13 protein-coding genes and 5 tRNA genes are annotated in these 19,442 nt (G+C 60.5%); 3 read left to right on the forward strand and 15 right to left on the reverse strand.

Annotated features, from left to right (window positions below):
- Positions 1-54: 54 nt before the first annotated feature.
- The 5 genes from NMD14_14655 to trmB form a co-directional block, all read right to left on the reverse strand.
- Positions 55-1,020, reverse strand: coding sequence for an autotransporter domain-containing protein (locus NMD14_14655; GenBank protein XEI31993.1), 966 nt, complete (start codon positions 1,018-1,020; stop codon positions 55-57).
- A 298-nt stretch (positions 1,021-1,318) separates the two neighbouring features.
- Complete coding sequence (locus NMD14_14660) at positions 1,319-2,614, reverse strand: sulfurtransferase (GenBank protein ID XEI31994.1); 1,296 nt, start codon at positions 2,612-2,614, stop codon at positions 1,319-1,321.
- A 29-nt stretch (positions 2,615-2,643) separates the two neighbouring features.
- Positions 2,644-3,564 carry a glutaminase B gene (glsB, locus tag NMD14_14665; protein XEI31995.1) on the reverse strand — a complete coding sequence of 307 codons (921 nt, stop codon included), beginning with the start codon at positions 3,562-3,564 and terminating at the stop codon, positions 2,644-2,646.
- Between the two features lie 123 nt (positions 3,565-3,687).
- Entirely contained in the window at positions 3,688-4,020 is a 333-nt protein-coding gene (locus NMD14_14670; GenBank protein XEI31996.1) for a YggL family protein, read from the reverse strand.
- A gap of 43 nt (positions 4,021-4,063) precedes the next feature.
- Positions 4,064-4,777, reverse strand: a complete 714-nt coding sequence (gene trmB / locus NMD14_14675) for a tRNA (guanosine(46)-N7)-methyltransferase TrmB (GenBank protein XEI31997.1) — start codon at positions 4,775-4,777, stop codon at positions 4,064-4,066.
- Between the two features lie 349 nt (positions 4,778-5,126).
- Between trmB and NMD14_14680 the strand changes: the two genes are divergently transcribed.
- Positions 5,127-6,308, forward strand: coding sequence for a PLP-dependent aminotransferase family protein (locus tag NMD14_14680; protein XEI31998.1), 1,182 nt, complete (start codon positions 5,127-5,129; stop codon positions 6,306-6,308).
- A gap of 71 nt (positions 6,309-6,379) precedes the next feature.
- Here the strand turns inward: NMD14_14680 and NMD14_14685 are convergent, their stop codons facing one another.
- A complete protein-coding gene (locus NMD14_14685; protein ID XEI31999.1) occupies positions 6,380-7,906 on the reverse strand; it encodes a cyclic diguanylate phosphodiesterase in 1,527 nt (508 codons plus the stop codon).
- 253 nt (positions 7,907-8,159) lie between these two features.
- Between NMD14_14685 and NMD14_14690 the strand changes: the two genes are divergently transcribed.
- Positions 8,160-9,065, forward strand: coding sequence for a TIGR01777 family oxidoreductase (locus NMD14_14690; GenBank protein XEI32000.1), 906 nt, complete (start codon positions 8,160-8,162; stop codon positions 9,063-9,065).
- A 127-nt stretch (positions 9,066-9,192) separates the two neighbouring features.
- On the opposite strand, the gene NMD14_14695 is transcribed toward NMD14_14690, so the two are convergent.
- Positions 9,193-11,640 carry an FtsX-like permease family protein gene (locus NMD14_14695; GenBank protein XEI32001.1) on the reverse strand — a complete coding sequence of 816 codons (2,448 nt, stop codon included), beginning with the start codon at positions 11,638-11,640 and terminating at the stop codon, positions 9,193-9,195.
- 36 nt (positions 11,641-11,676) lie between these two features.
- On the reverse strand, positions 11,677-12,372 hold the full coding sequence (locus tag NMD14_14700; GenBank protein XEI32002.1) for an ABC transporter ATP-binding protein: 696 nt from the start codon (positions 12,370-12,372) through the stop codon (positions 11,677-11,679).
- Positions 12,373-12,428: 56 nt separating this feature from the next.
- Between NMD14_14700 and NMD14_14705 the strand changes: the two genes are divergently transcribed.
- A complete protein-coding gene (locus tag NMD14_14705) occupies positions 12,429-13,040 on the forward strand; it encodes an arylesterase (GenBank protein XEI32003.1) in 612 nt (203 codons plus the stop codon).
- 181 nt (positions 13,041-13,221) lie between these two features.
- On the opposite strand, the gene NMD14_14710 is transcribed toward NMD14_14705, so the two are convergent.
- The 7 genes from NMD14_14710 to NMD14_14740 form a co-directional block, all read right to left on the reverse strand.
- Positions 13,222-14,166: a chemotaxis protein CheV gene (locus NMD14_14710; GenBank protein XEI32004.1), complete on the reverse strand. Its 945-nt coding sequence runs from the start codon at positions 14,164-14,166 to the stop codon at positions 13,222-13,224.
- Positions 14,167-14,351: 185 nt separating this feature from the next.
- A tRNA-Ala gene (locus tag NMD14_14715) sits at positions 14,352-14,427 on the reverse strand.
- 34 nt (positions 14,428-14,461) lie between these two features.
- A tRNA-Ala gene (locus NMD14_14720) sits at positions 14,462-14,537 on the reverse strand.
- Positions 14,538-14,585: 48 nt separating this feature from the next.
- Positions 14,586-14,661: transfer RNA gene (locus NMD14_14725), tRNA-Ala, on the reverse strand.
- A gap of 65 nt (positions 14,662-14,726) precedes the next feature.
- Positions 14,727-14,802 (reverse strand) — tRNA-Ala (locus NMD14_14730).
- 28 nt (positions 14,803-14,830) lie between these two features.
- Positions 14,831-14,906: transfer RNA gene (locus NMD14_14735), tRNA-Ala, on the reverse strand.
- 759 nt (positions 14,907-15,665) lie between these two features.
- Complete coding sequence (locus NMD14_14740; GenBank protein XEI32005.1) at positions 15,666-19,121, reverse strand: hybrid sensor histidine kinase/response regulator; 3,456 nt, start codon at positions 19,119-19,121, stop codon at positions 15,666-15,668.
- Between the last annotated feature and the right edge of the window lie 321 nt (positions 19,122-19,442).

Consider the following 19,442-nt stretch of genomic DNA (forward strand, 5'->3'; position numbering starts at 1 on the left):
TTATCCTTGCGGCTTGACCTGATTGCCATCGATAGGCAGGCACAAAATAACGAATTAGAAACTCATGGCCAGCCCGATGGAATAACCGTGGGTGTTGTGGCTGAACATATAGCGGGCGACCAGACGGGTACGGGTGACTATGATGTCGTATTTGCTGCTGTCGAGCTCCAGCCCGAGACCAAGGGAGTTGAGGGAGTTGAACCCGAGCAGGCCGCGCTGCTCGCCGAGGTATTCGGTGCGCGCCCCCTCCATCACATAGCGCACCGGTCTGTCGAGCAGTGTCCAGTCAAACAGCGGGGCCCGGCGGCGCAGATAGAGACCGAGGTTCTCCGCCTCGGCGTGACCACGGACGCTGGTCGAGGTGCCGCCAAAGCTCTGCAGGTGCTGGTAGGAGTAGCGCACTTCGACATCGATATCCTGAGTCTTTGAAAAGAGCTCGTAGTCGAGCATCAGCGAGCCACCCAGTCCGTACATATTGAGCTGTCCACCATCGAGAAAATCCAGCGAGTAGCCCTTGGTGCGCTCCAGCAGCCAGTTGCCGATCCGCAGATCGCTGGCCATGGTGCCCAGCGAGACGTTGGCGATGGGGCGCAGCACCCAGTGGCCACCGCGCGGGTCTTCATGGAGGGCAATATCCCAGCCGATCCCGCCCGAAGCGGTCAGGCTATTCCATTTGGTCGGGAGGGTGCGGCTCTCGGTGCCGTTGCTCACTACAAACTGGGGAGCATAGCGGCTAAAGCCGATCGCCCCTTCCAGATAGATGGGCACGGCTTCGCTCATGGTGGCGCCGCCACCGATCTGGGTCATGTTGAGGGCGGCAGATTGATTGGTGCCGCTGCCGATATCGAGGTTGCTGGCGGTGATGTCGGGCACCACGGTGAAGGTCATCAGCGAGAGCACCGCATTGGCGCGCTCCTGTGCCCACTCCTGCTCCTGAGTAGCCCCATGAACGACGCTGCCCGATAGCGCCAGCAGCATTGGCAACAACATCTGCAATAAAGAGGAGCAAGATCGATGCATGAGCGTGGTTCCCGATAAGCGGGGTCTGATTGTCCTCGCTTTACTGTAGCGAGCTTACCGCCGGTTGGCACGGCAAAAAGGTGGGTGTCCCAATTCGCCTACCGGTTTTCACGAACGTCTGGTGATGCTGGCGGGCCCAGTGGCTGCGCGCCGTGCGGGAGGCAGGGTTTGCAATAGAGATAAAAAAATCCGGAACCCATGACGGGTTCCGGATTGTCTTGCTGCAGAAAGATCGGTCAATGGATCTTTAGCTAATCAATATGGCGAACATCTGTTCGGCTTCGCCGCTACAGCACAATCATGACTTGGCGGGCTGGCGCTCACCGGTCACAGTCGGGTTCTTGGGATCGGAACTCCACTCGTACCAGCCACCGTCATAAACGCTGATCCGCTTCCAGTCCATCAGCCAGGCGTAGAAGAACGCCTCGGAGGCGCGCCAGCCGGTACCGCAGTAGAACGCGGCCTGCTGGGTTGGTTTGATGTCCCACTGGTCCCACATGGCGAGGATCTCGCGGGCCGGCTTCATGGTGCCGTCCGGGTTGTGGAAATCGCTCATGCTGTTGGCATCCACCCCGCCGTGACCCCACTTGGCCCCCGGGATATCACCCTTCGGCTTGATGTAGTTGTAACCGGAGGTGCTGCCGACAAACTCGTCCCAGGTCCGCACGCTGACCAGTGCGCCATCGGGCTGCTTGAGCAGCGCCTTGGCCTGATCCTGGGTGGTGTAGTACTCGGGGTGAGCCGGAATGGCCACGCCAAACTCCTTCACCGGTTCATATTTGTTGGGCAGCCCGGTCTCGGTGCGCAGATGTTGCACGAACCAGGCATCCAGACCGCCGTCCAGCAGGCGCACATCTTCCACCCCCGCATACATCATCAGATGCGCGGCACGGGCGGCCGCCATGGTGTTGCGACCATAGAGGATGACGGTGGTGTCGTGACGGATGCCGTTGTCCAGCAGCAGCTTCTTGAGCGCTTCGTCAGAGACCTTGTTCCACAGCGGCTCCGCTTCGATGCTGTTGGTATCGATATAACCGGCCCCCGGGATGTGGCTGATGAGGTACGCCTTGGGTGAACCCCAATCCACTTCAAACAGCTTCCAGTCCCCCTTGGGCGCCGCGACCACCGGCTTGCCCGCCTGCAGATCCGCAAGCCAGCGCGGATGTACCAGCTGCTGCCAGCGTGCCAGCGACTCGCGCGGCGCAACTTGCCACCCCTGCAGCTCGAACAGCTGCTTGATCCCCTGCTTGCGCAGCAGACGAGCCACCTCGGCCACTTCGCGCGGCGCACCGTAGAGGGCAACCGGACGATCGGCTTTCAGCCCCTTGATCTCGAGCGCCTTGGGCCACTCTTCATTGCTATATTTCCACTCGGCAGAGAGGTTCTCGGCGCCCGCCACATGCCCCCCCTGCGGCTCCCCTTCCATCGGCCACCCCTGATAGAAGTAGCTGGCACGGGTATCCAGGATGACCGCCTGTTTGGCCTTGGCATCGGCCAGCGAGAGCGGTGGTAATTCCCCTGCCACGGCGGGCAGGGCACACCAGAGCAGTAAGGTCGCCAGTGCGGCCTGCAGGAAGCGAAGATGTCGTTTCATGGTGATGTCTCGATTCATAGTGAACAGGGTTAAAAAATGGAGCGACCCAGCCGCTCGGCCAGCAATTCCAGCGCCGCCGTACCCGCCAGCGAGTTGCCGGCTTTGTTGAGTTCGGGCGACCAGACACAGACGCAGAGCTCGCCCGGGATCAGGGCGATGATACCGCCACCGACCCCCGATTTGCCCGGCATGCCGACCCGATAGGCAAAATCCCCCGCCTCGTCATAGAGGCCGCAGGTAGCGAGCAGGGCGTTGACCTGTTTGGTGGTGCGGGCAGGCAGCAGCGGCACGCTGTCGCCCAGTGGTACACCACGGTTGGCAAGATAGATGAATGCCCGCGCCAAATCGACGCAGCTCATGCGAATGGCACAGGCATTGAAGTAGCTTTGCAGCACTTTGTCCACTTCATTTTCGACGTTGCCATAGGCCTTCATCAGATAGGCGATGGCGGCGTTGCGGGCAGAGTGCTGATATTCGGAGCGGGCCACCACCTGATCCGCCATGATGGCCGGATTGCCGCTCAGACGCCGCACCAGCTCGAGGGTGCGTTGACGCGGCGCAGTGAGGCGGGTCTCCAACAGATCGCTCACCACCAGCGCCCCGGCATTGATAAAGGGGTTGCGGGGGATCCCCTGCTCGAACTCGAGCTGCACCAGCGAGTTGAAGGGCTGGCCGGAGGGCTCCTTGCCAACCCGGGCCCAGATCTCCTCCTCCTGATAGAGGGTGAGTGCCAAGGTCAGGCTCAGGGCCTTGGAGATACTCTGGATGGAGAAGGGTTCAAAAGCGTCACCGGCGGTGAACAGCTCCCCCTCGACGGTACAGACTGCGATACCGAGCCGATCTGCCGGTACTTGAGCCAGTGCCGGAATGTAGTCGGCCACCTTGCCTTGTCCCAGCAACGGGCGCACCTCTTCAAGGATGCTGGCCAGTAATTCGGATGACAACACCATAAGCAATAAGCGATTCCATGACTAAAACAGCGGTGGAGATCCCATCCCCACTGACAAAAATCCCGCCAGCGGCGGGATTTTTCCAGTTACCCACAACAAGGCGCCAGATGCGGCAGCCTTGTATCAGGCCGGTTCACCGTACCAGAGGTCGAACAACTCGGTGACCACCACGGCTTCCATCCCCTTGCCTTCCAGCCAGGATTTGATCGCAGCGCGGTCTTCTTCGGTACATTTGCCCAGTTGCTGGGTGCAGATCATCCCTTCCCAGGCCAGATGGCCGGAACCGGCAAACGCCAGTTTGCGGGGCTCGATCACTTCATCGATCATCGCATCGACTACCGCATCGATGGTCTCTTCGGCAGTGCCGACCGGGAAGTTGAAACTGATGTCGAAACCCATTTCCTGGAATTCATCGACACGCAGTTTCTTACGCAGACGGCGGCTACGATTGGCCATGATAGCTCCTCAAGTTAGTTGATACGCGAGTTGACGTGCCAGCTTAGCTGACACGCTTGAAAATCAGATCCCAAACCCCGTGACCGAGTCGGTGGCCACGTTGTTCAAATTTGGTCAGCGGACGCCAGTTCGGACGGGGCACCCAGTTGCCGGTGGCGGAGGTGTTCTCATACCCCTCGGCGGCGCTCATCACCTCCAGCATGTGCTCGGCATAGTTTTCCCAGTCGGTGGCCATGTGGAACACGCCACCGATGGCCAGCTTCTGGCGAATATCCTGGGCAAACGCAGGCTGTACGATACGGCGCTTGTGGTGACGGCTCTTGTGCCAGGGATCCGGGAAGAACAGCTGCAGGCAGGAGAGTGAACCGTTCGGGATCATGTGCTCCAGCACCTCGACCGCATCGTGACAGATCACTTTCAGATTGGTGACGCCCGCTTCCTGAGCGGTGCCCAGACAGGCGCCCACGCCCGGCGAGTGCACTTCGATGCCGATGAAGTTCTTCTCGGGGGCATTCTTGGCCATCTCGACCAAAGAAGCGCCCATGCCAAAGCCGATCTCCAGCACCACCGGGGCCTCGCGGCCAAACAGCGCGACCAGATCGAGCGGCGCTGGCGCAAAATCAATACCCATGACCGGCCAGAGATCTTCCAGAGCCTTCTCCTGCCCTTTGGTCAGGCGGCCTTCGCGACGGACAAAGCTGCGGATCTTGCGCATGAACTTGCCGTCTTCGTTAAATACATCTTGGGTCACAGGCATAATGGTCTCGTTATTTCATCAATCCGGGTAATACATCTGGTGTCCGATCCCGAGCGGGACCGCTCGCGGCTCGTCATTTCATCGACCCGCGAAAACAGGGGAGCGAATTATCCCAAGATAGGCCCAAGGCGCAAGTGTTTCGCGCAACAAATATTCCGGTCATCTGCTTCTCAGCCCACTCACTGCCATCACCACCCCGACTAACCGCTCAATATAATCCGCACTAGAGTCAATCCAGCCCTTTTTTAGCGATTTTTGTGACAATCATTGCCTCATTTCTGAAATCTGATACAAACGGATAACCTGGCGGTCGAATGGAGCGACCGCCCACATGCCGAGAGAATTGTCTATGCAGCCGTTTTTTGCCCAGCGCTTCGAGAAGGTCGAACCTTCCTTTATCCGTGAAATCCTCAAAGTTGCCGCCAATCCGGAGATCATCTCCTTCGCCGGTGGCCTGCCCAATCCCCACCTGTTTCCGGTCAAGGCGATCGATCAGGCGTGTCAGGATGTACTGCGCGAACAGGGGGCGGCCGCCCTGCAATATGCCGCCACCGAGGGCTTCGCCCCGCTGCGCCAGTATATTGCCGACCGCTATCTGGCCCGCCACGGCATGCAGGTCAATCCGGACAACATCCTCATCACCAGCGGCTCCCAGCAGGCGCTGGATCTGCTGGGCAAGGTACTGATCGACGAGGGTCAGGATCTCATCATCGAAGAGCCGGGTTACCTTGGCGCCATTCAGGCCTTTTCTGTCTACCAACCGACCTTCAAGCCAATCACCCTCGGCGAAGCCGGGCTGGATCTGGCGGCGCTGGATGCGCTGCTGGCAAGCGGCTCCAATGCCAAGCTGCTCTACGGCGTGCCCAATTTCCAGAACCCGAGCGGCGTCTCCTACAGCCGAGCCAACCGCGAGGCGCTTGCCGAGCGTCTGGTGCGCCACGAGCTGTTGATGGTGGAAGATGATCCCTACGGCGAGCTGCGTTTCGAAGGGGAACATCTGCCCCCCATTGCCAAGCTGGCGCCAAACAATACCGTGCTGCTCGGCTCCTTCTCGAAAACTGTGGTGCCCGCCTTCCGTCTCGGTTGGATGGTGGTGCCGGACTGGCTGCGCAAGAAGGTGACTATCGCCAAACAGGCCACCGACCTGCACAGCAACGCCTTCAGCCAGCAGGTGCTGCACCGCTTCCTGACCGACAATTCGTTGGATGCCCATCTGGAGCAGATCAAGGAGGTCTATGGCCGCCAGCGTGCCGCAATGGAGGCAGCTCTGGCCCGTCACTGCCCGCCCGGCGTCAGCTACACCCGGCCCGAGGGTGGCATGTTCCTCTGGCTGACCCTGCCCGCCAGTGTCAGCGCCATGGCGCTGTTTGACGAGGCGATCAAGGAGAAGGTGGCCTTCGTACCGGGCGCCCCCTTCTATGTTCGCCCGGAGATCAAGAACACCCTGCGCCTGAGCTTCTCCTGCGTCGATGAAGCGACCATCGAGGAGGGGGTCAAACGCTTGGCCCGCGCCCTCCGGCGCATGCTCTGAACGCCCAAGCCAAACGGTATCAACAAAAAAACCAGCGATCGCTGGTTTTTTTGTGCCCTCAACGCAACCCATCAGCCAAACAGGGTCTGGCGGAACTGCTTCATCGGGATGGGGCGGCCGTAGAGATACCCTTGCAGGTAGTCCACGTGACGCGCCTGCAGATAGTCCGCCTGCACCTGATTCTCCACCCCTTCCGCAACCAGCTTCAAACCCAGCCGGGTCGCCAGATCGATCACGTTCTCGACAATATGGCTGGAAAGAGCATCGGAGCCGATCATCCCGACGAAGCTCTGATCGATCTTGAGAAAGTCCACCTTGAACTGCTGCAGATAGGTGAGGCTGGAGTGGCCGGTGCCAAAGTCGTCGATGGCGATAAAAACACCCAGCTGCTGCAACTCGGCAAACAGCTGGTCGGTCATCTCGTCTGCCACAATCAGCTCGCGCTCGGTCAGCTCCAGCACCAGCTTGATCGGGTTATCGCGAAACGCATCGATAAAGGCCCGGCAATCGGCCACCAGGCTCAAATCCTTGCAGTGGCTGGCGCTGATGTTGAAGCCGAAGTGGAACCCGTTGGGCAACTCGGCAGCCTGTGGAGCAAAGTAGTCCCGCACCTGCGCCATCATCAGGCTGGTCATGGGCACGATCAACCCGCTGTCTTCCGCCAGCGGAATAAAGCGATCCGGCGAGATCATCCCCTGTTTGGGATGCTGCCAGCGCATCAGCACCTCGCAGCCGCTCCAGTGGTCATCCTCTCCGGTGACCACGGGTTGCAGGTAGGGAATGAACTCCTCCTCGACCAGCGCGCGCTTGAGCTCCTCCGCTGGTGAGCTGCTACGCCCCATCAGCCAGAAGGTACCGACCCCGATCAACAGAGACAGCAGGGGAAAGAGGAGCAAGGTATCTCTGGAGTAGCGCCATGCGTGGCTAAGATAATCATCATTCGTCACCCGAGTGCCCACTTTATAGGGGAAATTGGCCGAAGAAAGTGCCATATAACCCTCTTCTGCCGGAGAGGGCGCAGGCCCTACCCGACCAGAACCAAACAGCGCTTGCTCTCCGACCACTAAAACCAGCGAGGAGTTCTTGCTGGCGATATCAAGGGTATGACGCAGATAGTAGCCATCCACACCGATCAGCACACTCCCCTTGTCCGTCTCATGACGAAGAACCATCAAGGGATGATCCGGCGTTGCCACATTACCACTGAGCAATTGCAGCTTGCCTGCCACATAGTTATCCGGATTGAAGGGACCGTCGTAGTCACCATAAAGCGAGGTACAGTAGACGCGACGCCCGACAACCAGATTGGCGGAGCGCACATCGGGCACCGTCAGTACCTGAGCACGCAGTTGCAACGCAGCCTCCGAACAGGGGTGACCAACCATCCCCTCCACATTAGTGGCAGCTTTCTGAGCATGACCCATGATGCGATCAAACATCAGCTGGGCACGCAGCAACCGTGACTCGGCATCACGCTCTATCTCCGTTACGGTCTGCCAGATGACGGCAACCCCCAGCAGCAGGATCCCGCCCCCCATCAGCAGCGCCACCAGAATCCTCGAGTAAAGTTGGCGTAGTTTCAGACGGCGAAATGGCATGGTGGCCTCTTTGATGCTCGGATAATGGGTGACAGCCCCGGTGGACAGGCGAAAAGGGTCGCCATAATAGCGATTGTTCAACAAATGTCCACCCAACAAAAATCAATTAATTCAAACCACTGTTCAACAATATGTCGCAATAAGAGGATAGTGTTAGCACCAGCCGAGTGAACATCACGAGCCAAGCGAGTCCGCTTGTTGAAGGCGAGCGACGCCATTAGAGTAGAGCAAACGGCAGCAGGAGCGTGTAGCGATGAAGATGCTTATTACCGGAGGAACCGGCTTTATCGGCCGCAAGCTGGTTGCCCATCTCAAGGTCAATCACGAGGTCGTGGTATTGAGCAGGCAGGGGAGCCGCGCTTACTCCCTGCTCGGTCACGATATCAAGGTATTGGATAGCCTCGATCGGCTCGATGACCTTAATGACGTGGACGCGGTGATCAATCTGGCCGGTGAACCCATCGCCGCCGGACGCTGGAGCGAGTCGCGCAAACAGCTGCTCTGCGATAGTCGCTGGCTGCTGACCGAGCAGTTGGTGGATCTCATCAAGCTATCCAGCACACCGCCCAAAGTGCTGATCAACGCCTCCGCCATCGGCTGGTATGGCAGACAGGGCACCGAGACCCTCGACGAGCAGTGCCGCTCTCCCCACGACGAGTTCACCCACCAGCTCTGCCAGCAGTGGGAGACCTTGGCCCAAGAGGCCCAGAGCAGCCAGACCCGGGTCTGTATCGTGCGGATCGGGCTGGTGCTTGGCATGGATGGCGGCGCACTGCCCAAAATGCTCCCACCCTATCGGCTTGGACTCGGCGGCCCCATGGGCAGCGGCAGCCAGATGATGAGCTGGATCCATGTGCAGGATCTGGTACGCGCCATGCTGTTCTTGCTGGAGCACGAAGAGTGCAACGGCATCTTCAACGGAACCGCCCCTCATCCGGTCAGCAATCGGGAGTTCAGCCAGACCCTGGCCGCCACGCTGCACCGCCCGCACCTCTTCTTCGTCCCGGCACCGCTGCTGCAACTGGTGATGGGGGAAGCGGCGGATCTGCTGCTGACCGGACAAAAGGTGATACCAGCCCGGTTGCAACAGGCCGGTTTTCACTTCAGCTATCCCGAGCTGCCGAGCGCCCTCACCAATCTACTGCGCGAGCCCCGCTAGCTAACACCAGCTCGTCAGCACCTCATATAACAAGCAGCCCGGCCAATGGCCGGGCTGCTTGCTTGTTGGTGAAAGTGAGTGGTGGATGCTCGATTGCACCTTGTGGCATCGGCTCGCGCTGGCGGGATTACAACAGTCCCTGACCCAGCCCCCGCAGCCGATCGCTGAGGGTGCCAGCCAGCAGCTGACGCTGCATCCCCTGCCCCGCCAGCGTTACCAGCAAGGCCCCCAGCGTCGGCAGACCGAGCCAGATGGCCCAGTGGAACTGCCACTGCCCCTCGAACCACCACCATTGCAGGCCAAAGGAGCAGAGCTCCACCACCATGGCGGCACAGAGCCCCGCCAGCGCACCACTGGCCACCAGCTCCCAGCGCAGCATCTTTTTCAGCAGATCGCTGCTGGCACCCAGGGTGCGCATCAGCAACAGCTCGCGCCGACGCTGGGCCATGCTGGCCTGGGTCTGGGTCAGCAACACCAGCAGCGCCGCTACCGTCACCAGCCCCAGCATCAGGGCCAGCGCCCGGCTAACCTGCTCCGATACCTGAGTGAGCCGCGCAATCAGGTCATCCACATCGATCAGGCTCACCGTGGGGTGACGGCGGATCAACTCCACCTCGGCAGTGCGCCCCGCCGCGGGCAACCGGTAACTACCAAGCCAGGTACGGGAGAAGGGGGCCAGCAGATCCTCGGAGAAGATCATGTAGAAGTTGGGCCGCATATTGTCCCACTTGATGCTGCGCAGACTGGTCACCCTGGCGCCGAAGCTGCGCCCCTCGATGGTAAAGGCGAGCATGTCACCCAGCTTGATATCGAGCCGCTTGGCCAGCTCACTATCCACCGACACCTCGCCGGGGCCAGATAGCCATGTTCCGGCCACCAGCTTGTTGTCGGTTGGCAGGGTGGCCGTGGTGGTGAAGTTAAGCTCCCGATCGACCCCTTCGCGGCCACTGCTGGCCCCCTCGCCCACCGCCTCACCGGCGATATGGGTCAACCTGCCGCGCACCATGGGGTAGAAGTCGGAGGTGGTGGCCCCCGCCGCGGCCAGTTCGCTCAGGATCCCCTCCCGCTCGTTCTCGGCCACATTGACCAGAAAACGGTTGGGCGCATCGGCGGGCAGACGAGCCGAAAACTCATCCAGCAGATCGACCCGGGCCGCCCAGAGCAAGCCAAACAGCATCAATGCCAGCGCAAAGCCCGCCAACTGGAACAGGCCGCTGCTGCGCTCGCGCGACAGATGGGCGAGCGCCAACCGCAAGGCATGAGGCCCGCTCACTCTTGCCCCCAGCCGCAACATCAGCGCCGCCAGCAGGGCCAGCAGCCCCATCAGCAAGCCCATGCCACCCACCAATCCCAGCGCCAGCCGCACATCGGCGGTAAAGCCCCAGACCAGCGCAAACAGCCCGAGCAGACCGACCGGCAGCGCCAACCAGGGGGGAATGCCCGCCTCCAGCTCGCGGCGCAGTACCCGCAGTGGCGGCACTTTCAGCAGCCGCAAGAAGGGGACAAAGGCGAGCAGCAGGGTGATAAAGAGCGCCACCGCCACCCCCAGCGCAAAGGGGCGCCAGGAGGGGGGCGGCAGATCCGGCGGCAGCAGGTCCCCCAGCAGTTGCAAGGTGATCCACTGCATGACGGTGCCCGCCACCAGCCCCAGCAGCGCGCCGACCAGCGTTAGCGACAGCAGCAGGGTTCCCATCAGTTGCCAGAGCGAGTGACGGGATGCCCCCAAGGTTTTGAGCAGCGCCACCATATTGGTCTGGCGCTCGGCAAAGTGACGTACCGCAATGCCCATCGCCAACGCCCCCAGCAATACCCCGCTTAGCGAGGCGAGCCGGAAGAAACGCTCGGCATTGGCCAGCGAGCGGCCCACCTGGGATTCGCTGTCATCCGGTTTGATCCACTTCTGTCCGGCCTGCAATTGCGGCAGCAGCCATTGCTCGTAACGGGCCAGCGACTCTCGCGGCCCCTTGAACAGATAGCGCCACTGCTGGCGGCTGCCGGGGAGCAGAGCACCGGTCGCCTCGATATCGGCAGTGTGGATCAGCGCCCGCGGTGCCAGCAGGAAGGGGCTGAAGCCCTGATCCGGCTCCTCACCAAGCAGGCCGGCCACCTTGAGCACCGTATTGCCCACCTCCAGCTCATCCCCCGTTTTAGCCTGCAGCAGCTGCATCACCCGGGCAGAGAGCCAGATCTCGCCGGGGGCCGGGGCGCGGGCAGGTTCCAGCGCCAGCTTACCATAGAAGGGGAAACCGTCCGGCACCGCCCGAATGGAGGCAAGCTGCAGCGCATCGCCGTGAAACAGCATGCTGTTGAAGCTGACGGTGGTCTGCACCGCCAAGCCATCCTGTTTTGCCCGGGCCAGCCAGCCATCCGGCAGAGCCGCGGCGGTGCGCAGCACCCGATCCGCGCCGATAAAGTCACGGCCCGATGCCTTGAGTCCGGCATCGAGCCGATCCGCCACCAGCGCCACACTCAAGACGCACGCCACGCTCAGCGCCAGCGCCAGCACAAACCAGCGCAGCTCGCCGCTGAAACCTTCCCGGCGAAGCAGCCGCCATCCCAATTGCCACTGCATCATCCCTTGCATCTCCCGCCTGACCCGCAGCTCAGCCCGTTACACCACACCATGGGCCACCTCGCAACCCAGTCTGCCTGCAGTCATGACCACTTGCCGCTGGCAGCGTTCGGCCAGCTGATGGTCATGGGTTACCACCACTAGCGTGGTGCCGTGCTTGCGATTGAGTTCAAACAGCAGCTCGATCACCTTCTCGCCGGTCTTACTGTCGAGGTTGCCGGTAGGTTCGTCCGCCAACAGAAGGCTGGGACGAGTCATAAAGGCGCGAGCGATGGCCACCCGCTGCTGCTCACCGCCAGAGAGCCGTGGCGGCAGATGGTGCAATCGCTCGCCAAGCCCGACCGCCGCCAGCAGCTCGCGGGCTCTTGGCTCACAATCCCGCTCACCGCGCAGCTCGGCGGGCAGCATCACATTCTCGAGCGCCGTCATGGTCGGGAGCAGCAGGAACGACTGGAACACAAAACCGATCTGCTCGGCGCGCAATCGGGCCCGCCCCTCCTCATCCAGCTCGCCCAGGGATTTGCCGAGGATCTCGATATCCCCCTGACTCGGCAGATCGAGCCCGGCCAACAGCCCCAGCAGGGTGGACTTGCCGGAGCCGGAGGCGCCGACCAGTGCCACCGTCTCGCCGCTATTGACTTGCAGATCGATCCCTTCAAGGATGGTGAGGCTTTCCTGGCCGAGGCGAACCGATTTGCCGAGGCCCTTGACGACAATAATGGGGGTTGAACTCATGCTCTGTGTCCTTTGTTCCAATCCCTTGATGGCAATCCATAGCGGGAGTTGAATTGATGGTGCGTATTCTGTTTGCCTTGTTGGCTGGCCTTGGCAGCCTGCTCTCGTCGGTTCAGGCCCAGACCCTGCTGGTGCTGGGAGACAGCCTGAGCGCCGGCTATCAGATGCAGGTTGAGCAGAGCTGGCCCGCCCTGCTCAACCAGAAATGGCAAGAGGAGGGGGGCAAGCACACCCTGCTCAATGCCAGCATCAGCGGTGAAACGACGCAAGGGGCGCTGGCCCGTCTGCCCGCCCTGCTGAAGGAGCACAAGCCGGACTGGTTGCTGATCGAACTGGGAGGCAACGACGGCCTGCGCGGTTTCGCGCCGACCATTACCCGCCAGAATCTGGCCAGCATGATCGCGCTAGCCAAGGAGCAGCAGACCCGTGTGGTGTTGACCCAGATCCAGCTGCCCCGCAACTACGGTGCCCGCTATCTGCGCCAGTTCGAGCAGATCTTCCCTGAACTGGCAGAGATCAACGATCTGCCGCTGCTGCCCTTCTTCATGGATGATATTGCGCTGCGCCCTGAACTTATGATGAACGATGGCATTCATCCCACCCCGGCGGCCCAGCCCCAAATCCGCGATAAAGTGGCCCGCTTTATGGAGCCGCTGCTCAGCCAATAAGCCCGCCTCTCCGGCCAATACCCCATAACAAAACATCCCGCCCAAATCGGATGTTTTGGGCAGTCGACGATCTCTGCGTGGCACCTTGATTCAACCAATCCATCGCCAATACCCAATAACAAAACATCCCGCCGAAGCGGGATGTTTTGTTATTGATTGAGCATAACCGGCAGGCAGCTTATCAGCTTTCCAGCACCTGACGCAGCCGCTCCTGCGTGACCCCCACCAGCAAGTCTGGCTGGAACTTGGAGATAAAGCGGTCACAGCCTACTTTCTTGACCATGGCCTCGTTGAAATTGCCACTGAGTGAAGTATTGAGGGTGATAAAAAGATCGGCCATGCGCGGATCACTGCGCACCTCGTGGGTCAGACGGTAGCCGTCCATCTCCGGCATCTCGGCATCGGTGATCATCAAGAGGATCTCGTCGGTCACCTTCTTGCCGGCATCGCACCACCCCTTGAGCAGGGTCAGCGCCTGCAAGCCATCCTGGCACTCGATCACCTCAAGCCCAAGCTGGCCCAGGGTCTCGCGCACCTGATTGCGGGCGGTGCTGGAGTCATCGACGATCAGCACCTTGCGGCCATGCATCTCGGGCAGGATCTCCCGATCCAGCACCTCTTCGGAGATCCGAATGTCATAGGTGATGATCTCCGCCAGCACCTTCTCCACGTCGATGATCTCGACGATCTGATCGACCCCGTTTTCCGGGATGCGGGTGATGGCGGTGAGATAATTGGCGCGCCCGGCCGAACGCGGCGGCGGTAGGATATCCTTCCAGGTCATATTGACGATATGGGCCACCTGCCCCACCAGGAAGCCCTGAATAGTGCGGTTGTATTCGGTGATGATAAGGTTGGACTCGCAGTCGATGGGCATGGGGCGCATGCCGATGGCGCTGCGCAGGTTGATCACCGGGATCGAACTGCCACGGATGTTGGCCACCCCGCTGATATTGTGATGGGAGCCCGGCATCTTGTTGAGATGGGGCAGCTTGACCACTTCCCGCACCTTGAACACGTTGATAGCGAACATCTGGCGGGTGCCGAGACGAAACATCAACAACTCGAGGCGGTTTTCCCCCACCAGTTGAGTTCGTTGATCAACGGAATCCAATATACTCGCCATACGCTGATATCCATCTGATTATGAACCGACTCTATTATAAAGACTGCCCGCCAGGAAAGGCAGACGCATTTTCAACCAGAGCAACGAACAAATTTCATTGTGGAGACGTGTGGGGAAAATAAATGACGGAGAAAACAAAAAGACCACCGTGATGCGGTGGTCTTTTGCTTCTTGTAACAAGAATTTGGTGGAGCTACGCGGGATCGAACCGCGGACCTCTTGCATGCCATGCAAGCGCTCTCCCAGCTGAGCTATAACCCCGATGTGTGTGAATGACTGGAAGCCATTCTGAATTTGGTGGAGCTACGCGGGATCGAACCGCGGACCTCTTGCATGCCATGCAAGCGCTCTCCCAGCTGAGCTATAACCCCAAATTCGGTACTGAATGAATGGTTCTGGCGGCCATTCATCCTAAATAATGGTGGAGCTACGCGGGATCGAACCGCGGACCTCTTGCATGCCATGCAAGCGCTCTCCCAGCTGAGCTATAACCCCACAAAGGTCGGCTTGGGTGACATACACCGCACTGCCCTGGGTATTCAATACAACAATCAAGAATCTGGTGGAGCTACGCGGGATCGAACCGCGGACCTCTTGCATGCCATGCAAGCGCTCTCCCAGCTGAGCTATAACCCCTTTGATTCCAGATTGTGCGAGGAGAATTTGGTGGAGCTACGCGGGATCGAACCGCGGACCTCTTGCATGCCATGCAAGCGCTCTCCCAGCTGAGCTATAACCCCAACTCACCTCGGCGCTGACGAAGTTATCTCCGGCAACGGAGGCGCATGATAGGCATCACCCGCTTTGCTGTCAACCCTAAAATAACCGAGGTTGATTCGTTTAGTCAAAATTGCAGCAGTTCGCTGTTTTTACCAGCAAGGAGCGTGCTATCTCTCTGTTTTATGACACAAATCGGCACAAGCTCCGATGCTCAAGCCCCGATAAGGTGCGGCTGTGAAGCACGTCATCTTCTCGATCCAACACGGCCGCGAGCTGGTCTCTTTGCTGGCTGGTCATCAGGTCTTCCCCCGCCACCCCAGGAAAGCCTTTCCATGAAGGGCATTGCATTTGAAAACCTTTTCCATGATTTTTGTAAATTTACAACACAAAAAGTTGATCTAGCTCACAGATGGCCATAGGATCAAACCGTGACCCAGGTCACACACCATAACCATGAATGACAGAGCGATGAGGTAAACCATGTTTGAGAATCTGGCAGTCCTGTTCCGCCTCAAGGGCGCAACCACCAAAAACACCGGCATTGTAGAGAAAGATGCCTATGCACCGTCCACCCGTGAATACTACTTCCGTTACGGTAAGTAATTGCTGAAAGCCTTTCACGACAAACGTAATAAAACTACAACACACACATCATCACACAGCCCTCGAGAGGTGCTGCCCAGTCCGGGCCAGATGTTCCACGGCCAAACCTGAACTCCACCAAACAAGAATGGGGCCCGCAGGCCCCACTTTTTTTAGTTATTTTGCCTGAGATACCACTATCGCAGCAGCAGGCTGTTCATCAGAGCCCGCAATTTGAGCGGTTTAACCGGCTTGCTGATGTAGCCATACCCCCCTTCGCGGATCTGCGCCTGCAACTCGCTCTTGCGATCGGCGCTGATGATGATCCCTCCCAGCTCGTCGCTACACACCTGGCGCAGCGCAGCCAGCGCCTCCAGCCCGGTCTTGCCGTCGTCGAGGTGATAATCCGAGAGCACCAGTCTCGGCACAAACCCTTCAGCCAGCAGTGCCTCGGCTTCAGCCAGATCGACGGCGCAACGCACCTCGCAGCCCCAACGTCCGAGCAAAGTGCTCATGGCGGTCAGAATGTCCCGCTCATTGTCGATACAGAGTACGGCGACCCCCTCCAACTGGCTGTCGCGCACCACTGGCGCCGCCAGCTGATGGGCTGTGACCGGCCGGGTCGCCAGATTGAGGGTCACCGCAAAAACCGACCCCTTGCCCGGCCAGCTCTGCAGGGTGAGCTGATGACCGAGCACCTGCGAGATGCCGCGGGCGATGGCAAGCCCCAGACCCAACCCCTGCTCCTTGGCGGTGCGGGAGTGATCGAGGCGGGAGAACTCGTCGAAGATCGCCTCCTGCTTGTCTTGCGGGATGCCGGGGCCGTTGTCCCATACCTCGATGCGGATCTTATCCCCCATCCGGCGGCAACCGAGCAGCACCCGGCCACCCGGGTTATAGCGAAACGCATTGGTCAGGAAGTTCTGCAGTACCCGGCGCAGCAGCCGCACATCGCTGTGCACTGCATGCTTGCTCTCCACCACCGAGAAGTGGATCCCCCCCGCCTGCGCCAGCACGCCAAACTCCGCCTTCAGGTTGTCGAACAGATCGCGCAGGGCGAAGTCGAGCTTTTTGGCCTTGAACTTGCCCGCTTCGAGTCGCGAAATATCGAGCAGGTCGGTGATAAGATCCTCGGTCGCCCCCAACGCATCATCGATATGACGGGCGATACGGGCCTGCTCGCCAGCTGCGGGCAGCATCTCCAGCAAGGAGGAGGTAAACAGCTTGGCGGCATTGAGGGGCTGGGTCAGATCGTGGCTGACCGCCGCCAGAAAACGGCTCTTGGAGTGGTTGGCCCGCTCCACCTGCTGGTTCACCAGCAGTAGTTGGCGGTTGAGTTCGGAGAGCTCGTGGGTACGCTCGGCCACCCGCGCCTCCAGATGTTCGTTGGCTTCGCGCAGCACCCGCTCGGCATCGCGAAACGGGGTGATGTCGGTAAAGGTCATGACGAAGCCGCCGGCGGGCATGGGGTTGCCCTGCATCTCGATCACCCGGCCATCCGGGCGCTCCCGCGCAGAGATATGGGCGCTGCCGCGCTTCATAAAAGCGACCCGCCGCGCCACGTGATCCTCGATATCACCGGGGCCACAGAGCCCTTGCTGGGCGTTGTAGCGGATGATCTCCTCGATGGAGCGCCCCGCCTGAATAAGCCCCGGCGGATAGTGGAACAGCTCGATGTAACGGCGGTTCCAGGCCACCAGTTTGAGATCCCTGTCCACCACCGAGATCCCCTGCCCGATATGCTCGATCGCTCCCTGCAGCAGGCCGCGGTTGAAGCGAAACACGTCGGAGGCCTCATCGACGATGGTGGCGATCTCCTCGAGCTGCATGTTGCGCCCCTGCAGGGCAGAGGCGAGCACCAACCGTGCCGACGAGGTGCCAAACACCCCCGCCAGCAGCCGCTCGGTGTGGGCGATCAATTCGGCCGAGGCCTGCATCTGGGGCGCCAGGGTGCCGCCCCGCTCACCGGCGAAGCGGCCAAAGGCGCGCTTGACCCGGCTTGAACCGACAAAGCGGGCCGCCAGCATCTCCAGCTCCTTGACCGAAACCCGCGCCTGATAGAGAGCGGCAGTATCACGGCTCGGCTTGCCGACAAAGTTAGCCGCCTGCAGCCGCTCGCTCACCGCCGGACGGGAGAGCAGGGATCCGGCCACATAGCCAAGCAGGTTGAAGAGCAGGCTCAGGAAGGTGCACCAGGCCCCGAGACTCAGCTCGCGAAACGCAGGCCAGTCAGGCGGCGCCAGCAGCTCGGCCAATGGCGAACCGGCCAGCAAGCCACTCTCCACCAGCAGGGTCACAAACCAGAGGCTCACTCCTAGGCTCAACCCAAGATAGACCCCCTTGCGATTGCCGTGACGCCAGTAAAGGCCGAGCAGCAGGGCTGGCGCAAACTGGGCCACCGCGCCAAAGGAGAGATAGCCGATACGGGAAAGACTGGTGAGATCGCCGAGCCAAAGGTAGAGCCCCCAGGCCGCCAGCAAGATCAGCAGGATGGCGCCACGGCGCACCTGCAACAGCAGCCGCACCAGCCGCTCGTCGCGCCCCTGCCGCCAGAAGCGGCGCAGCAGCACCGGCAACACCAGATCGTTGCTCACCATGATCGCCAGTGCTATGGTGCAGACGATCACCATACCGGTGGCCGCCGAGGTACCGCCGAGGAAGGCCAGCATCGCCATGCCATCGAACCCGAGGGCCATCGGCAGGCTGATCACATAGGTGTCGGAGGCCATGTCGGCCCCCACCCACTGCTTGCCCGCCAGCGCCAGCGGCCAGATAAACAGCCCCATCACGAACAGGTAGAGCGGGAAGATCCAGCGCGCCCAGTGCAGATCCTGCCCCTGATTGTTCTCCACCACAGTCACATGAAACTGGCGCGGCAGGCAGATGACGGCGCACATCGCCAGCACCGTATAGATGGCGAGCTCCAGCAGGTTGCCGGGGCTCACCGCCACCACCTGCGCAAAGAAGTCGCGGGTCACCTGCTCGTGGGCAACGCCGGGTTTGCTAAAAATCAGCCAGAGGGCGAAGCCACCCACCGCGATAAAGGCCAGCAATTTGACCACCGACTCGAAGGCGATGGCCACCACCATCCCCCTGTGGTGCTCGGTGGCATCGAGATGGCGGGTACCGAACAATATGCTGAACAGTGCCAGCAGCAGGGTGACCCCGAGCGCCAACTCGCTGGTGTTGCTGGTCGGGCTGATGCCACCGCTGTTGGCCATCAGCAGATCCAGCCCGGTGACGATGGCTTTGAGCTGCAACACCAGATAGGGGAGGATCCCCATGATGGCGATGAGGGAGATCACCATGGCGAGCCGTTGGGATTTGCCGTAACGGGCGGCGATAAAGTCGGCGATGGAGGTGATGTGCTCGCGCTTGGCCACCAGAATGAGGCGGGCCAGCAGCCGCCAGCCAAACAGAAAGACCAGCATGGGGCCAAGGTAGATGGGCACCGGCGACCAGGGGGATTCACTCGCCTGCCCCACGGTGCCGAAGAAGGTCCAGGAGGTGCAGTAGACCGCCAGCGACAGGCTGTAGAGCAGCGGCTGCCCCGTCATGCGATGCCGCTTGTACTTGTCCGCCACGAAGGCGATCAGAAACAGCAGCCCCAGATAGGTGAGCGACAATCCGATCAGCAGCCATCCCTGGTGCATCGATAACTCCTTGTCTATGTTGATTTTTTGTATACAACCTCGCCAGTCTAGAGAGGCGGCAGCCAAAAGTCATCCTCTTCGGACAGGCTCATGGTGCTGGCGATGCGCGAGGCCACACTGCGGGCCGAACACCAGATGACCGCCCGCGAGCTGGCGCTGGCTCATCGAGGATTATCACAAGATCTGGTAGCGTGCGGGCACTCGGACGAAGTGCTAAGGATGCAGAATCGGGATAATCTGACGCGTCTGACGCAGATGTGCGTGTTCCTAGCGTTCTCTCTTAAGCGTCCCTGCTGTTGCTACGGTTTTGTCGAGAAAAGC

Source organism: Aeromonas veronii (genome assembly GCA_041319085.1).
Taxonomy (GTDB): Bacteria; Pseudomonadota; Gammaproteobacteria; order Enterobacterales; family Aeromonadaceae; genus Aeromonas; species Aeromonas veronii_F.

Bases quoted from the DNA above. Each gene is read 5' to 3' on its own strand.
- NMD14_14655 (XEI31993.1), bottom strand. From the start codon at position 1,020: ATGCATCGATCTTGCTCCTCTTTATTGCAGATGTTGTTGCCAATGCTG.
- NMD14_14660 (XEI31994.1), bottom strand. From the start codon at position 2,614: ATGAAACGACATCTTCGCTTCCTGCAGGCCGCACTGGCGACCTTACTG.
- glsB (XEI31995.1), bottom strand. From the start codon at position 3,564: ATGGTGTTGTCATCCGAATTACTGGCCAGCATCCTTGAAGAGGTGCGC.
- NMD14_14670 (XEI31996.1), bottom strand. From the start codon at position 4,020: ATGGCCAATCGTAGCCGCCGTCTGCGTAAGAAACTGCGTGTCGATGAA.
- trmB (XEI31997.1), bottom strand. From the start codon at position 4,777: ATGCCTGTGACCCAAGATGTATTTAACGAAGACGGCAAGTTCATGCGC.
- NMD14_14680 (XEI31998.1), top strand. From the start codon at position 5,127: ATGCAGCCGTTTTTTGCCCAGCGCTTCGAGAAGGTCGAACCTTCCTTT.
- NMD14_14685 (XEI31999.1), bottom strand. From the start codon at position 7,906: ATGCCATTTCGCCGTCTGAAACTACGCCAACTTTACTCGAGGATTCTG.
- NMD14_14690 (XEI32000.1), top strand. From the start codon at position 8,160: ATGAAGATGCTTATTACCGGAGGAACCGGCTTTATCGGCCGCAAGCTG.
- NMD14_14695 (XEI32001.1), bottom strand. From the start codon at position 11,640: ATGATGCAGTGGCAATTGGGATGGCGGCTGCTTCGCCGGGAAGGTTTC.
- NMD14_14700 (XEI32002.1), bottom strand. From the start codon at position 12,372: ATGAGTTCAACCCCCATTATTGTCGTCAAGGGCCTCGGCAAATCGGTT.
- NMD14_14705 (XEI32003.1), top strand. From the start codon at position 12,429: ATGGTGCGTATTCTGTTTGCCTTGTTGGCTGGCCTTGGCAGCCTGCTC.
- NMD14_14710 (XEI32004.1), bottom strand. From the start codon at position 14,166: ATGGCGAGTATATTGGATTCCGTTGATCAACGAACTCAACTGGTGGGG.
- NMD14_14740 (XEI32005.1), bottom strand. From the start codon at position 19,121: ATGCACCAGGGATGGCTGCTGATCGGATTGTCGCTCACCTATCTGGGG.